The organism is Kangiella spongicola, assembly GCF_003194565.2.
GTDB lineage: Bacteria > Pseudomonadota > Gammaproteobacteria > Enterobacterales > Kangiellaceae > Kangiella > Kangiella spongicola.
Genome location: NZ_QICH01000001.1, coordinates 214,622 through 228,038, shown reverse-complemented (window position 1 = coordinate 228,038; position 13,417 = coordinate 214,622). Strand labels below are relative to the sequence as shown.

Annotated in this window: 13 protein-coding genes and 4 tRNA genes; 12 read left to right on the top strand and 5 right to left on the bottom strand. The window is 44.4% G+C overall.

Going from position 1 to position 13,417, the window contains the following annotated elements:
• The first annotated feature begins 10 nt into the window (after positions 1-10).
• The 3 genes from DL796_RS00955 (at position 11) to pepE (ending at position 3,435) form a co-directional block, all read left to right on the top strand.
• On the top strand, positions 11-1,975 hold the full coding sequence (locus tag DL796_RS00955) for a transglutaminase family protein (RefSeq protein ID WP_110199097.1): 1,965 nt from the start codon (positions 11-13) through the stop codon (positions 1,973-1,975).
• Between the two features lie 70 nt (positions 1,976-2,045).
• Entirely contained in the window at positions 2,046-2,711 is a 666-nt protein-coding gene (miaE, locus tag DL796_RS00950) for a tRNA-(ms[2]io[6]A)-hydroxylase (protein ID WP_110199095.1), read from the top strand.
• Between the two features lie 10 nt (positions 2,712-2,721).
• Complete coding sequence (pepE, locus tag DL796_RS00945; protein WP_110199093.1) at positions 2,722-3,435, top strand: dipeptidase PepE; 714 nt, start codon at positions 2,722-2,724, stop codon at positions 3,433-3,435.
• A gap of 79 nt (positions 3,436-3,514) precedes the next feature.
• On the opposite strand, the gene DL796_RS00940 is transcribed toward pepE, so the two are convergent.
• Entirely contained in the window at positions 3,515-4,234 is a 720-nt protein-coding gene (locus tag DL796_RS00940) for a UDP-2,3-diacylglucosamine diphosphatase (RefSeq protein WP_110199091.1), read from the bottom strand.
• A gap of 60 nt (positions 4,235-4,294) precedes the next feature.
• Positions 4,295-4,801 carry a peptidylprolyl isomerase gene (locus DL796_RS00935; protein WP_110199089.1) on the bottom strand — a complete coding sequence of 169 codons (507 nt, stop codon included), beginning with the start codon at positions 4,799-4,801 and terminating at the stop codon, positions 4,295-4,297.
• Positions 4,802-4,983: 182 nt separating this feature from the next.
• Here DL796_RS00935 and cysS point away from each other — a divergent pair, with 182 nt between their 5' ends.
• Positions 4,984-6,381: a cysteine--tRNA ligase gene (cysS, locus tag DL796_RS00930; RefSeq protein ID WP_110199087.1), complete on the top strand. Its 1,398-nt coding sequence runs from the start codon at positions 4,984-4,986 to the stop codon at positions 6,379-6,381.
• A 266-nt stretch (positions 6,382-6,647) separates the two neighbouring features.
• Here cysS and DL796_RS00925 read toward each other — a convergent pair whose 3' ends face one another.
• On the bottom strand, positions 6,648-7,382 hold the full coding sequence (locus DL796_RS00925) for a helix-turn-helix domain-containing protein (RefSeq protein ID WP_110199085.1): 735 nt from the start codon (positions 7,380-7,382) through the stop codon (positions 6,648-6,650).
• A 79-nt stretch (positions 7,383-7,461) separates the two neighbouring features.
• Here DL796_RS00925 and DL796_RS00920 point away from each other — a divergent pair, with 79 nt between their 5' ends.
• The 3 genes from DL796_RS00920 to DL796_RS00910 are packed head-to-tail and all read left to right on the top strand — an operon-like array spanning position 7,462 to position 9,785.
• Positions 7,462-8,133 carry a CDP-alcohol phosphatidyltransferase family protein gene (locus tag DL796_RS00920; RefSeq protein WP_265090332.1) on the top strand — a complete coding sequence of 224 codons (672 nt, stop codon included), beginning with the start codon at positions 7,462-7,464 and terminating at the stop codon, positions 8,131-8,133.
• Positions 8,134-8,161: 28 nt separating this feature from the next.
• Complete coding sequence (locus tag DL796_RS00915; RefSeq protein WP_110199081.1) at positions 8,162-9,121, top strand: phosphatidate cytidylyltransferase; 960 nt, start codon at positions 8,162-8,164, stop codon at positions 9,119-9,121.
• A gap of 10 nt (positions 9,122-9,131) precedes the next feature.
• The gene (locus tag DL796_RS00910; RefSeq protein ID WP_227592919.1) at positions 9,132-9,785 is read left to right on the top strand and encodes a lysophospholipid acyltransferase family protein; all 654 of its coding nucleotides are present in this window, start codon (positions 9,132-9,134) and stop codon (positions 9,783-9,785) included.
• A 45-nt stretch (positions 9,786-9,830) separates the two neighbouring features.
• Here the strand turns inward: DL796_RS00910 and DL796_RS00905 are convergent, their stop codons facing one another.
• Positions 9,831-10,241: a hypothetical protein gene (locus tag DL796_RS00905; protein WP_110199077.1), complete on the bottom strand. Its 411-nt coding sequence runs from the start codon at positions 10,239-10,241 to the stop codon at positions 9,831-9,833.
• A gap of 153 nt (positions 10,242-10,394) precedes the next feature.
• Complete coding sequence (gene folD / locus DL796_RS00900) at positions 10,395-11,249, bottom strand: bifunctional methylenetetrahydrofolate dehydrogenase/methenyltetrahydrofolate cyclohydrolase FolD (protein WP_110199075.1); 855 nt, start codon at positions 11,247-11,249, stop codon at positions 10,395-10,397.
• 178 nt (positions 11,250-11,427) lie between these two features.
• Between folD and DL796_RS00895 the strand changes: the two genes are divergently transcribed.
• From DL796_RS00895 to tig, 5 genes are all read left to right on the top strand, one after another.
• Positions 11,428-11,504 (top strand) — tRNA-Pro (locus DL796_RS00895).
• Positions 11,505-11,537: 33 nt separating this feature from the next.
• Positions 11,538-11,614: transfer RNA gene (locus DL796_RS00890), tRNA-Arg, on the top strand.
• A gap of 65 nt (positions 11,615-11,679) precedes the next feature.
• A tRNA-His gene (locus DL796_RS00885) sits at positions 11,680-11,755 on the top strand.
• A gap of 78 nt (positions 11,756-11,833) precedes the next feature.
• Positions 11,834-11,918 (top strand) — tRNA-Leu (locus DL796_RS00880).
• A gap of 114 nt (positions 11,919-12,032) precedes the next feature.
• Positions 12,033-13,325, top strand: coding sequence for a trigger factor (gene tig, locus DL796_RS00875; protein WP_110199073.1), 1,293 nt, complete (start codon positions 12,033-12,035; stop codon positions 13,323-13,325).
• The last annotated feature ends 92 nt before the right edge of the window (positions 13,326-13,417 follow it).

Below are 13,417 nucleotides of genomic sequence, written 5' to 3'. Positions count from 1 at the left end.
TTAGAAGTTTATGAACGTAAAACAGTTACCCATTAGTCGCCAAGGTATTATCCCTTTGCTTATCGCTATCCAGGCCTTGGTGCTGTTGCCTTTGTGGTTCTATATACCCGTCTGGATTAGTGCCTTAACCATAGTCTTGTTATTAGCTAAATACGCCATGTATCGCCGTGATGCGACGCCACCTCGCTGGGTGTTGTTAATCGTTGTGTTGCTGTGCGTTGGCGGTGTATTCCTACAGTTTAAAACACTTAACGGGCGGGATGCCGGGATAGGCTTAATTAGCTTAATGTATGCTTTCAAGTTGCTAGAGGCGCGAAGCTATCGTGATGCAGCCTTAATTTTGTTTATTTCGTTCTTTATATTAGTCACAGCGTTTTTTTATAGCGAAGCGATATGGATGGGGCTTTACCTATTGATAGGCGTGCTTTCTATTCTCGTTGGACTGGTCGCATTAAACAGCCCGCGTGGTTTTCAAGGGCTCTCTGGCCTTGGCAAGATTTCCGGCGTTACTCTGCTTCAAGCCATCCCTATCATGATATTGCTGTTTTTGTTCTTCCCCAGAAGTGCGTCGCCGTTATGGTCGATGCCGTCGGATAGTCAGGCGGGTAGCGGTATTGATGACACCATGAGCCCAGGTAGTATCGGTGCTCTGCACACTTTTGATGATATTGCGTTTCGAGTCGATTTCGAGGGCAAGGTACCGCCACGCTCTGAGATGTATTGGCGTGGATTAGTCTTATCAAGATTTGATGGCTTTACTTGGTTTAAGGAACGCCATTCGCCCGTTAGGGGAGAGCTCGAACTGCCGATGACGCCAACCTACCAATATAAAGTGCAGATGGAGCCGAACAATCGTAACTGGATTTTTGGCTTGGAAGAACTCGCCGAAGCACCCAAAGGAGCCTATCTCTTTAGCGACCACACGTGGTTAAGGCGTCGCCAAATCACGCAGCGCTTTATTTATTCAGCACAAGCTTATGATATCGACTTCAGTGGCCAGTCTTTAAGCGAAAACCAGCTTGAACGCGCATTGCAGCTACCTCGAAATAGTAATACCCAGACTCGAGAGTGGGCTGCCGAGCAGCGCCAGAAACATTCGAGTGACGAAGCTTTTATTCGCTGGATTTTGTCCTATATTCACCAAAACCAATACCGTTATACATTAACGCCGAGAGTGATCGAAGTTGATACTATCGACGGTTTTTGGTTCGACACCCAAGAAGGCTTCTGTGAGCATTATGCCGGCGCCTTTGTCTATATCATGCGCTCAGCGGGCATTCCAGCTAGGGTCGTCGCGGGCTATCAAGGCGCTGAATATAACCCCTATGGTGATTACTACATTGTGCGCCAGTCGGATGCACACGCTTGGACCGAAGTATGGTTAGAAGGCGAGGGCTGGCGTCGCATCGATCCGACAGCGGCTATCCACCCATCAAGAGTCGAAGAGGACTTACGAGGGTCAGCGAGCTCAAGGGACGGTTGGTTTGAAGAGTTTGGTAGCGATATGGGCTTCGATGCACCAGAAGGCTTATTGCAAAACTTAGCCTTGCGCTGGGATGCGATTCAGACTTTCTGGAGCGAAACGGTTATGGGGTATAGCCGTGACATGCAGTTTAGTTGGTTACGAAAACTGGGGATCAAGCGTCATCAGTACCGTTATTTAGGCTATGGTTTATTGGCAACCATTATTTTGGCAGGCTTTATATTTGGCTATCTGGTGCTTAGAGGCGCGCAAAAGCTGGAGCCGGTGACAAAGCACTACTTGCGCTTACTTAAGAAGTTACAGAAGCTCGATATTCCGTGCGACAGAAATATGGGCCCCAAAGATGTTCTGAAGCTGACACGCGAGAGCTCACAAAAGGTTTACTCGCGAGCTGCTCCAGCGCTGAAGACCTATATTGAAATTCGCTATCAGCAACAAGAAGTTAGCGCTGACTTGCTCAAACGCTTTAAACAGCAAGTGTCGAAAGTGTAAGCCAACTGACAAGGCTGAGCTTAGCCGTTATAATGTGCGACCTTAAATTAATACCTGTTTGGCAAACTCGATGGCACACAACTTGGCAGAAAAGCGCGCTGAGAAAAGCGTTGATATTACTCCAATCCAGCAATTTCTTTATTGTGAAACACCAACAGCATGGTTGGAGTATGCGGTCACGGAATTAGAAACGCTGCTTATCGATCATGCGCACTGTGAGAAAAAAGCGGCTGCCACGGCGGTGAAGCTAATGTTTAGTTATCCAGAGCGCATTGAGCTACTGAAAAAACTGTCGCAGTTGATCCGCGAAGAAGTGCTGCATTTTGAGCAAGTGCTTGAATTTATTGAGCAACAGGGCATTAAATATCGTGGAATTAAGCCGTCGCGCTATGCTGCTGGTTTGCATCAGTTCGCCTCGAAGGACGATCCACAGCGCTTAATCGATAGCTTAATTATCGGTGGTATTATCGAAGCTCGTTCTTGCGAACGGTTTCATGCGTTAGTGCCATACCTAAAAGACTCGCACCCTGAGTTAGCCAAATATTACCGATTCTTGCTGAAGTCTGAGTCACGTCATTTTATGGACTATATTGATTTAGCCAAGCAGTATTCTAAACATCCGATTGATGAACGCTTGGATTTCTTTTTGCAGAAAGAAAAAGAGCTGATCGAAACTCCGGACCCTTTGTTCCGCTTTCACTCAGGCGTTCCTCAGTCGAATAATTCTTTAAATTAAAAGGTTTGTTATGTCGGATAAAAAATTGTTGTTACTGAGCTCTTCTCGCGAAGGCCAAACGGATTATTTGGAGCATGCGTTACCTTTAATCGATGGCTTCTTAGATAAGAGCATCAAAAATGTCCTGTTTATCCCTTACGCGGGATTTGCCATGGGCTACGATAAGTATGAAGACAAAGTGAATCAGCCGTTCCAGACTATTGGTAAAAAAGTCACTTCGATTCACCGCTTCGACGATCCGGTTAAGGCTGTCGAAGAAGCCGAGGCTATAGCGATTGGTGGTGGTAATACTTTCCATCTGTTGAAAGAGCTGTATGACAATGAGTTGATTGACGCCATTCGCAAGCGCGTAAACCAAGGTATGCCCTACATGGGCTGGAGCGCAGGCTCGAATGTTGCCGGCTTAACGATTTGCACCACTAACGATATGCCGATTGTAGAGCCACGAAGCTTTAATGCATTGGCTTTGGTGAACTTCCAGATTAACCCTCATTACACCGACTACCAGCCACCAAACCATAACGGCGAAACACGCGCCGAGCGAATTTTCGAGTATGTAAAGGCTAATCCGCACCGTTATGTGGTCGGAACCCGTGAAGGAACCGCGCTACAACTAAAGGACAATAAGCTGACTTTAGTGGGCAATAAACCAGGACTTGTGTTCCGCGATGGCGAAAAGACTCGTCCACTACAGTGCAACACGGATCTTAGCTGGCTGCTGTAAGAGGATAGCTAGATAAAATAATAGGAGTTTCTTCTGTCGCGAAACTCCTAGAAATATTGATTACATTATTGGCGTAGACTTAGGTCGTAAAATAGTGTTCGCAAATTGAATCATCCAGAACGGCGAGGTAGTGACCTTTCTCGCCCCAGTCGCTTAATACAATGCGCTGGCAGTGCTTGCCATCCACTTCAATGTCATGGAAATCAGGGCGGTGGGTGTGGCCATGAATCAATATTTTGGCATCACTCTTTTGCAAAACTTCTTCTACAGCTTGCGGGTGAACGTCGGTAATGGCGCTAGCTTTGTTTTCCTGAGCTTGGCGACTTTTAGCGCGCAGGTCCGCTGCAATTCCACGGCGTACTTCAAGCGGTTGCGACAACAGTTGCTGTTGCCATTGCTCGGAACGCACAATTTCACGAAATTGCATGTACTCTTTGTCGTCCCAACAAAGGCTGTCACCATGCATCATGATGGCTTTTTTATCGCCTAGCTGGATAGAATGAACTTCGTCGAGTAATTCGCCACCTGTTTTCTGTGCGAACGAGTCGCCGAGTAGAAAGTCTCGATTGCCATGCTGGAAATACAGTTTTTTACCGGAATCAGAGTAAGCTTTAAACTTCTGAATAGTCGATTCCACGAATGCAGAGTCGTCATCATCGCCAATCCAACTTTCGTACAGATCACCCAATACGTAAAGTGCTTCCGATTGTGGCGCTATCTCGTCCATAAAATGTTCGAAAAGCGCCGTCAGATCAGGGCGCTCTTCGCAAAGGTGTAAGTCGGATATAATGTGTATCATAGTTACTCGTCTATTATGTCACCCTGCTGCTCACATCAGAGTGACAATATTTTGAGGCTTTTAGCTTTTAACTTCAGCTTTAGTAATCAAGACCGTTTCAGTAGGAACGTCTTGGTGCATGCTGTAGCTACCTGTTGGTACGTCTTTAATCGCATTAACCACGTCCATACCTTCAGTCACTTTGCCAAACACACAGTATCCCCAACCACTCGGCGACTCACTTTTGAAGTTTAGGAAATCGTTGTCGTTTACGTTGATGAAGAACTGACTTGAAGCTGAGTGTGGCTCCATGGTTCTGGCCATAGCAATAGAACCGATCTCGTTAGTTAAGCCATTATTTGCTTCGTTTGCGATAGGTTCTTTGGTCTCTTTTTGCTCCATATCAGGAGTAAAACCACCGCCTTGAATCATGAAGTTAGGGATAACACGGTGGAAAATAGTACCGTCATAATGGCCTTCTTCAACATAGCTCAAAAAGTTTTTAACGGTTTCAGGTGCTTTTTCAGGGTAAAGCTCAAGTGTGATGTCGCCGTGGTTTGTTGAAAAAGTTACTACAGGGTTACTCATGGAATATCCTCAAAATTAATGATTTAGCCGTGTTTAAGCTAGCCTGGAAGTCATTAGCTCGTTACAATTAGCAACGGAATCCCAAGGCTGTTTGCCGCACATGATACTTTTTTTGGTATTAAATTGCGATTTTATTAGAAAATAGCTGAAAATTGGAATAATTGAACAAGAGATTAATCAATATGTTGCAGATTTATAACAACCTAACTCGTCAAAAAGAAACCTTTAAGCCCTTAGAAGATGGCAAGGTGTCTATGTATGTCTGTGGAGTGACGGTTTATGATCTGTGCCATATTGGTCACGCCAGAACTTACGCAGCCTTCGACGTTATTAATCGTTACCTAAAATATAAAGGTTTCGAGGTTAATTATGTGCGCAATATTACCGATATTGATGACAAGATTATCAATCGCGCCAATGAAACTGGCCAAGCATTTGAAGATGTGACGGAAAAGTTCATTGGCGAAATGTACCAAGACTTCGATGCGATTGGCTTGCAACGCCCAGATGTTGAGCCTCGCGCTACCGAAACCATGGCTGAAATCATCGAAATGAACCAAGCCCTGATTGAAAAGGGCGCGGCTTATGCCACAGAAGACGGCGATGTGTATTTCCATGTGCCAGCCTACGAAGATTACGGAAAATTGAGCCGCCAAGATTTGTCACAGCTAAACGCCGGAGAGCGTATAGATGTGCGTGATTCGAAAAAGGATCCAATGGACTTCGCACTGTGGAAGTCGGCAAAACCGGGCGAGCCATCGTGGGATTCGCCATGGGGTAAAGGCCGCCCGGGTTGGCATATCGAATGTTCAGCCATGAGCAAAAAGTGCTTAGGCGAAACCTTTGATATTCACGGTGGTGGTTCGGATTTACAGTTCCCGCACCACGAAAACGAAATTGCACAGTCTGAATGCGCTAACGGTTGCACCTTTGCCAATACTTGGATTCACACCGGTATGGTGCAGGTCGATAAAGAGAAGATGTCTAAATCATTGGGTAACTTCTTTACTATTCGCGATGTTCTTAAGCAGTATCGTGCCGAGTCTGTGCGTTATTTCTTAATGAGTGGTCATTACCGCAGTCAACTAAGCTATACGCAGGCCAATATCGAATCTGCTGATGCTAGCTTGGAGCGCTTATATACGTCACTACGTGGCGTAGATTTATCGGCCGCGACTTCAGACAGCTACGACATCATTGAAAAAGCTCAAGCGGCGTTTATTAAAGCCATGGACGATGATTTTAACGTGCCAGAAGCTATGCCGGTATTGTTCGACCTAGCGAAAGAAGTTAACCGCCTCAAAGCTAATGATATGCCAAAAGCAGCAACCATCGCCGTTAAATTGAAAGAGCTGGCGGGTGTTTTAAGCTTGTTGCAACAAGAACCTGAAGAGTTTTTAAAGTCTGGAGCTGGCGATAGCGATGTTTCTGATGAAGAGATCGATGACTTGATTCAACAACGTTTACAAGCTCGCGCTGATAAAAACTGGGCGCTTGCTGATGAAATTCGCGACAAGCTTCATGAGCTCAACATTGAGTTAGAAGATGGCGCGGGTGGTACAAGCTGGCGTCGGAAGTAGTGTCTTTTTAGTAGTTTTATGTCCCTTTTCTTGCACCAGAGGCATTCCCTAGGTCACTTGTCCAAGAAAAGGGACCAAAAGAAAGACACCCCTAAATTAAGGTTATGCAAGCATAACTACCTGAGTTACAAATCAGCTATTTACGCACCGCGAAATACAGACTCCCTGTCTGAATTTCACTATTCAAAACATCCGTGTTTAGAATTGCTATATCTGTTTTGAAACTCAGCTTAATTTAATGGGGCTCGAAAAGCTCAAAGCGCATGTTACCGTCTCAAATCATTAAACACCGATAATTCCCAGTTTCGTAAACCTACCACTAAACTGGTGCCTTTCTTTTCCTCGAGTGCTAAATCTTTGTCTTGGCTGAGTTGATGTCTATAAGCTGTGCCGAGTTCTTCGATCAGGCTTTGAATCTTTTTATTGGAGTCGTCGCTGAGCATTCCTGAAATAAAGAGGATTTTTTCTGTGGGGTTTTCAAAACGTGAGTTAAAAAATTCACTTTGGATGTGATCGGCGAAGAATTTGCGTACTGGGCCGTCGCTTTGCCATTTAAAATGGGGGCTTACTCGTTTTCGAATTCGATTGTTGGGCAGTAATTCAATAAAATTGATTTTGTCGAGTTTGGCAAGGTATTGAATCAATTGATGCTCAGTAAATTGGTAGCGCGCTAGCATATCTTCAAAGGTCCAGTCGGATAAGCAGAGCTGGGCGACCAGTAACAATTTAAAATCCGTAATCAGCTCTTTTTCTTGTTCTAAGGTCAATTCTGAGATTTTGTGTTGCTGACTTTGGGCGTTTTGAGCCAGCTGCAGGATATCCATGTGAAGTAGGTTGCAAATAGCCTCTAAACGCACAAGAGACAGTTTGTTTTGTGAGAACATGCGTTTAACATTGGCCTCGCTCATGGATAAATGCGTGGCCAAATCTTTATAAGTGATGTTTTGGCTGCGTAAATGACGTTTTAAGGTTTCGATTAATTGGCTAGTTTGTCGGCTCATCAGGATTCCGTTGGGCTTTGAAAAAAAGTATAGCTATACGATACCAGAAGGTTATCTGGTAGCGACTATAACATAAAAGGTGGCGTCTAAGTCATCTGTATGGGAATTTAGCACTATCGCAGTGCAAGAAATGTTCGGTAAGAGCTTAAAAGGATTCAATATGATTTCAGTGTATCAACTCAAACCTAAGTTCCAGCAAATGTTACGACCACTAACCAATGGTTTAGCCAAAGCGGGTGTCACCGCGAATCAAGTCACGGTGTTTGCGATGTTGCTCAGTATCGCAACTGGTGGTGTGATTTTATGGAAGCAATCGTTGCTGTGGTTTTACTTGCTCCCTGCGGTTTTATTTCTACGCATGGCATTGAATGCTATCGATGGCATGTTGGCGCGTGAGCATAATCAAAAGTCAAAGTTGGGCGCTTATCTGAATGAGTTAGGCGATGTAGTGTCAGACGTGGCTTTGTTATTACCACTGTTTATATTGCCAAGCGTTTCGCCATGGTTAGTGGGGGCATTTATCTTTATGGCGATGTTAGTCGAATTTGTTGGCGTCGTCGCACCAATGGTCGGAAAGGAGCGTCAGTATCAAGGCCCCATGGGGAAAAGCGATCGCGCTTTAGTCTTAGGGTTATTAGGGATTATCTTGCCTTTATGGCCAATCGTTGTTGAGTATTTGAATTATGGATTGGTTGTTTTAGTGGCTTTGTCGGTGTTCACAATGGTGAACAGAATCAAAGTAGCGCTTTAATAACAAAAAGAATATTAAGGAGAAAACCATGTTATTTGATTTCGAAAGTATGCGCACAGTGACCCAGGTCTTTATGTTTTTATTAGCGGGTTTGTCGCTCGCGACGGTTATCGGCTGGGTCCTATCGCTACAAAATAAACAAAAAAATTATACCGAACTGAAGCAGCGTATTAATTCTTGGTGGATCATGATTGGTATTTTCGGCCTAGCGTTATTGATGGGGCCATTAGTAACAGTTCTGCTATTCGCCATGTTGAGTTTTATTGCGCTGAAAGAGTATTTTTCGATGACGCCGACGAGATTGGTCGATCGCAAAGTATTGTTCTGGGCTTATTTAACGATTCCTTTGCAATACTATTGGATCGCAACAGGTTGGTACGGCATGTTTATTATCTTTATTCCTGTGTATGCCTTTCTGTTCATTCCTTTTCGCATGGTACTGGCAGGCGACACCAAAAATTATTTACGCGCGGTGGGCAATATTCACTGGGGCTTGATGCTAACAGTATTTACGCTAAGCCACTTGGCCTATTTAGTGATGTTGCCGAGCGAAGGTGAGTATCAGTCTTTGACTATGTCAGGCGATGGTGCTGCTTTGTTGCTATATCTAGTGATGCTAACGCAACTGAATGATGTAGCGCAGTATGTGTGGGGAAAGCTGATGGGAACGACGCCTATTGCGCCGACTATTAGTCCGAATAAAACGCGCGAGGGCTTGATTGGTGGTGTTATCACTACGGGTGTTTTAGCCATGATCTTAGCGGGTTTGTTAACACCGATGATCTGGTGGCAGGGCTTGTTAGTTGGTTTGGGTATTGGTATCGCGGGCTTTATTGGTGACGTTTCGTTGTCGGCGATTAAACGTGATATCGGTATTAAAGACTCTGGGCAGTTAATTCCTGGGCATGGCGGTATTTTGGATAGATTGGATAGTTTGACCTTTACCGCGCCACTGTTCTTCCACGTTATGCGTTATTTCTACTTCTAGGGAGGAGTTAATGATGAAGTACATTAATTTAGCACTGCGTTGGTTGTTTTTCGCCTTAATTATTAAGCCAATTGTGAAAATCGTAATTGGCCTGCGCTACCAAAATCAGCCCATTCTACCGCAGGATGGGCCTGCGCTACTGATAGCGAACCATAATAGCCACTTAGATACGATGGTGTTGATTTCGTTATTACCACTAAAAATTCTGCACAAAGTTCAGCCTGTCGCTGCCGCTGATTATTTTCTGAAAAACAAATTCATGGCTTGGTTTACCTTAAATATTATCGGTATTTTGCCGATTGAGCGTCAGGGTAAGGATAAAACTGTAAACCCAATTGAGCAGTGCGCGAAAGCACTTGATAGCGGCAAGATCTTAATTTTCTTCCCAGAAGGTTCGCGTGGCGAGCCTGAGAAGATGACCGATTTGAAATATGGCGTGGTAAAGCTGGCTGAGCGCTGTCCTAAAGTACCACTTTACCCAATTTATATGCACGGCTTGGGTAAGACTTTGCCTAAAGGCGATGCACTGTTTGTACCGTTTTTCTGTGATGTGGTGTTTTCAGAACCTATGACCTATGAAAATAGTCAGGAGTCTTTTTATGGCGAAGTGAAGAAGCGATTTGCAAACATGCAAGACTCGGTAAAGCTACCAAAGTGGGACTAGTGAGGTCCCACCGTTGTAAGTAAACCATTTGTTTAAAGGTTTAAATTAAAGAATTAAGGCTAAGAAAGCACAAATAGCCAATGCGATGCCTAGCGGTATTTGAATCGAAACTAATTTTCGGGCCGCTTGAGCGCCTTTTTCTTGGGCGGTTTCATTTTTTGACAGTAATTTTTCAGACAATAATGCGTAGGACAGAATAAAGCCGACCAGAATCATCAAGATTTGCATGATAAGGCCGAATAAGCCTGCGGAGTATTTAATCATGGCACCAAGGTGTGGCAGGCTGTGAAATAAAAACGAATAAAGGCCGACCACAAGAAGAATGACGCCAATAATCCCTTGGTAGGGTGTGAGCTTATTTAATGCTTGCCCGGCATCTTTGGATTTTTGAGCGATTAGACTCGAAGCAGCGAGTAAGCCGCCAACGATAGCTAGTAACTTGATTATAACGTCCATATTTACCCCTATACTTAGAATTTATAGTGTAAAGACTAACGCAAGTGATTGAACTCAAATAGATTATTAGTGGGAAGTGGTGATGCAGTTCACGCTATTTTATGGTGAAAATGGGCTGGCTGAGAAAACCAGCCCACATAAAGCTTTAAGGTATTAGTCGTGCAGGTGCTCGCAAGCAAATAAGGTATTGCTCATCAACATGGCCACCGTCATTGGTCCGACACCGCCTGGAACAGGGGTAATCCATGAAGCACGTTCTTTTGCGACATCAAATTCAACGTCACCGGCCAGTTTGCCGTTATCAAGACGGTTAATGCCCACATCAATAACGATAGCGCCAGGCTTGATCCAGTCGCCTTTGACCATGTTGGGAATGCCCACACCGACAACCACGATGTCTGCCTCAGAAACTTTTTTCGCCAGATCTTTAGTTTTACTGTGCGTAAAAGTCACGGTACAACGTTCCATTAAGAGCTCTAAGCCCATCGGACGGCCAACAATGTTGGAGACACCGACTACCACGGCATCCTTACCAATAAGGTCAATACCAGTTTCTTTTAGCATCACCATAACACCATAAGGCGTACAAGGACGCATGGTTGGCATTTTCTGCGCTAAGCGACCCATATTATAAGGGTGGAAGCCATCAACATCTTTATCTGCTTTGATGCGCTCAAGAATAACGTTTGAATCTAAATGCTCAGGCAATGGAAGCTGTACTAAGATTCCATCGATAGCAGGGTCGTCATTAAGTAAATCTATCTGTTCTAATAAGGCTTCTTGTGTGGTATCTTCTTCCATCACAATCTTACGAGAAATGAAGCCCACTTTTTCACAAGCTTCTACTTTCTTGTTAACATAGATTTGAGACGCGGGATCAATTCCCACTAGAATTACCGCTAACCCCGGTGCACGTAGGCCTTTATCGAGGCGAGCCTTTACTTTAAGGGCTAATTCGTCTTTTACTTTGGCTGAGATGGCTTTGCCATCAAGAATTTGAGCAGTCATGCTGGTTAAATTCAAATGGTTGTTTGAAAGGCGATATTGTCGCAATAATAGACAACTTACTCAATGCTTTTGTAGAAGTTTGAAGTTTTAGTAAAAAAGGCGATAAAAAGTGTTGACGGGTATGGGGGAAATCAGTAATATGCGCGTCTCGCAGGGGCAAGCCCCTTGAGACAAAATTCGGAGATTAGCGCAGTCTGGTAGCGCGCCTGCTTTGGGTGCAGGATGTCGGGGGTTCAAATCCCTCATCTCCGACCAATTATTTCTCGCCTCGACGTCAGGATTTAACATGCGTCCGTAGCTCAGTCGGATAGAGCAACGGCCTTCTAAGCCGTGGGTCGCAGGTTCGAATCCTGCCGGACGCGCCATTACTAAAGAGCAGATGCTCGCTAGTAATTGTTAAGCGGCCGAGTCGGGGGAGAGTAGGTTGATGGTGGGCGTAGCTCAGTTGGTAGAGCCCCGGATTGTGATTCCGGTTGTCGTGGGTTCAAATCCCATCGTCCACCCCAGATTCTTGTAAACCAGCATAAACGCTGAGCAGGAATTACAATATGGTTCGATGAGGGCTCAGGGCCCGCAGTCAAAACGCGAAAGTGGTGGAATTGGTAGACACGCTGGATTTAGGTTCCAGTGCCGCGAGGCGTGAGAGTTCGAGTCTCTCCTTTCGCACCATCTTTATCTCAGCTTATAAAGGTTGGTAAAGATGGCTCCTCCCTAAAAGTCTTCATCTGAAAACCTGGTCATATATATTAATAGCTATAAATATAGCGTATCGGAGATCAGCGAATGCAAGTTTCAGTTGAAGCCACAAACGGTTTAGAAAGAAAATTAGTTATCGATGTACCTGCCGAAAACATTGACGGTGCAGTACAAAAACGCCTTCAGGAAATGACACGTACCGTTAAAATGAACGGTTTCCGTCCTGGTAAGGTTCCTTTCAAAGTAGTTCAAAAGCGTTATGGCAATGCCGTTCGTCAAGAAGTTCTTGGTGAAGTCATGCAACGTCATTATTTTGAAGCTGTTCAAAAAGAAGAATTAACACCTGCTGGCTACCCTCAACTTGAGCTTATCGAGAACAAAGACGGTGCAAACCTAAAGTTCTCTGCTACTTTTGAAGTGTATCCAGAAGTTCAAGTTGCTGATCTTTCAGATTTAGAAATAGAAAAGCCAACAGCAGAAGTTAGCGATGAAGATCTATCAAACATGATGGATACTTTACGCGAGCAACGTGCTTCATGGGTAGAAGTTAAGCGTAAAGCTAAAGAAGGTGACCAAGTTGTTATCGACTTTAAAGGCTTTATCGATGGTGAAGCATTCCAAGGCGGCGAAGCAAAGCAATTCCCACTTGAAATTGGTGCTGGCAACATGATTCCTGGCTTTGAAGATCAACTAGTTGGCGCTTCTGCTGATAGTGATATCGAAGTTAAAGTAACTTTCCCAGAAGATTACCACGTTGAAGATTTGAAGGGTAAAGAAGCAACTTTTGAAACTCACGTACACGTGGTTAATAAGAAAGAACTTCCTACAGTTACTGAATTGGCTGAGCAATTAGGCGCTGAAGACTTAGCAGCACTAAAAGCAGACGTTAAGAAAAACATGGAGCGTGAGTTGCGCAATGCTGTAAAAGCACGCGTTAAAGGCGCTGTAATGGAGCAATTAGTCGCTAAGCACGAATTTGATATGCCAAAAGCAATGATTGATCAAGAAATCGATCGTATGCGTCAAGAAATGGCACAGCAAATGAATGCACCGAAAGGCGAAACTCCAGATCTTCCAGCTAACCTTTTCGAAGAGCAAGCTTCGCGTCGCGTTAAGCTAGGTCTAGTAGTAGCTGAAATCATTAAGTCTGAAGCATTAAAAGCGGACGAAGAAAAAGTTCGTGCACAAGTTGAAGACTTGGCTTCAGTTTATGAAGAGCCTCAAGAAGTTATCGATTGGTACTATGGCGACCCACAACGTTTACGTGAAGTTGAGTCATTAGTACTAGAAGACTCTGTGGTTGACTTGGTGCTAGAAAAAGCTAAAGTAACCGAGAAAGCCGTAAAGTTTGACGAGATGCTAAACACTAACAAACAGTAAGTTTTAGCGTCAGTCACATCATTCATAAGAAGCGGATTTTATCCGCTTCTTTTGTTTTGGGCATTGGTATAATCTATTGCCTCTAACATAAG

What these genes read in the sequence shown, in the direction of transcription:
- DL796_RS00955 (WP_110199097.1), top strand. Translation starts at nt 11, where the DNA reads ATGAACGTAAAACAGTTACCCATTAGTCGCCAAGGTATTATCCCTTTG.
- miaE (WP_110199095.1), top strand. Translation starts at nt 2,046, where the DNA reads ATGGCACACAACTTGGCAGAAAAGCGCGCTGAGAAAAGCGTTGATATT.
- pepE (WP_110199093.1), top strand. Translation starts at nt 2,722, where the DNA reads ATGTCGGATAAAAAATTGTTGTTACTGAGCTCTTCTCGCGAAGGCCAA.
- DL796_RS00940 (WP_110199091.1), bottom strand. Translation starts at nt 4,234, where the DNA reads ATGATACACATTATATCCGACTTACACCTTTGCGAAGAGCGCCCTGAT.
- DL796_RS00935 (WP_110199089.1), bottom strand. Translation starts at nt 4,801, where the DNA reads ATGAGTAACCCTGTAGTAACTTTTTCAACAAACCACGGCGACATCACA.
- cysS (WP_110199087.1), top strand. Translation starts at nt 4,984, where the DNA reads ATGTTGCAGATTTATAACAACCTAACTCGTCAAAAAGAAACCTTTAAG.
- DL796_RS00925 (WP_110199085.1), bottom strand. Translation starts at nt 7,382, where the DNA reads ATGAGCCGACAAACTAGCCAATTAATCGAAACCTTAAAACGTCATTTA.
- DL796_RS00915 (WP_110199081.1), top strand. Translation starts at nt 8,162, where the DNA reads ATGTTATTTGATTTCGAAAGTATGCGCACAGTGACCCAGGTCTTTATG.
- DL796_RS00910 (WP_227592919.1), top strand. Translation starts at nt 9,132, where the DNA reads ATGATGAAGTACATTAATTTAGCACTGCGTTGGTTGTTTTTCGCCTTA.
- DL796_RS00905 (WP_110199077.1), bottom strand. Translation starts at nt 10,241, where the DNA reads ATGGACGTTATAATCAAGTTACTAGCTATCGTTGGCGGCTTACTCGCT.
- folD (WP_110199075.1), bottom strand. Translation starts at nt 11,249, where the DNA reads ATGACTGCTCAAATTCTTGATGGCAAAGCCATCTCAGCCAAAGTAAAA.
- tig (WP_110199073.1), top strand. Translation starts at nt 12,033, where the DNA reads ATGCAAGTTTCAGTTGAAGCCACAAACGGTTTAGAAAGAAAATTAGTT.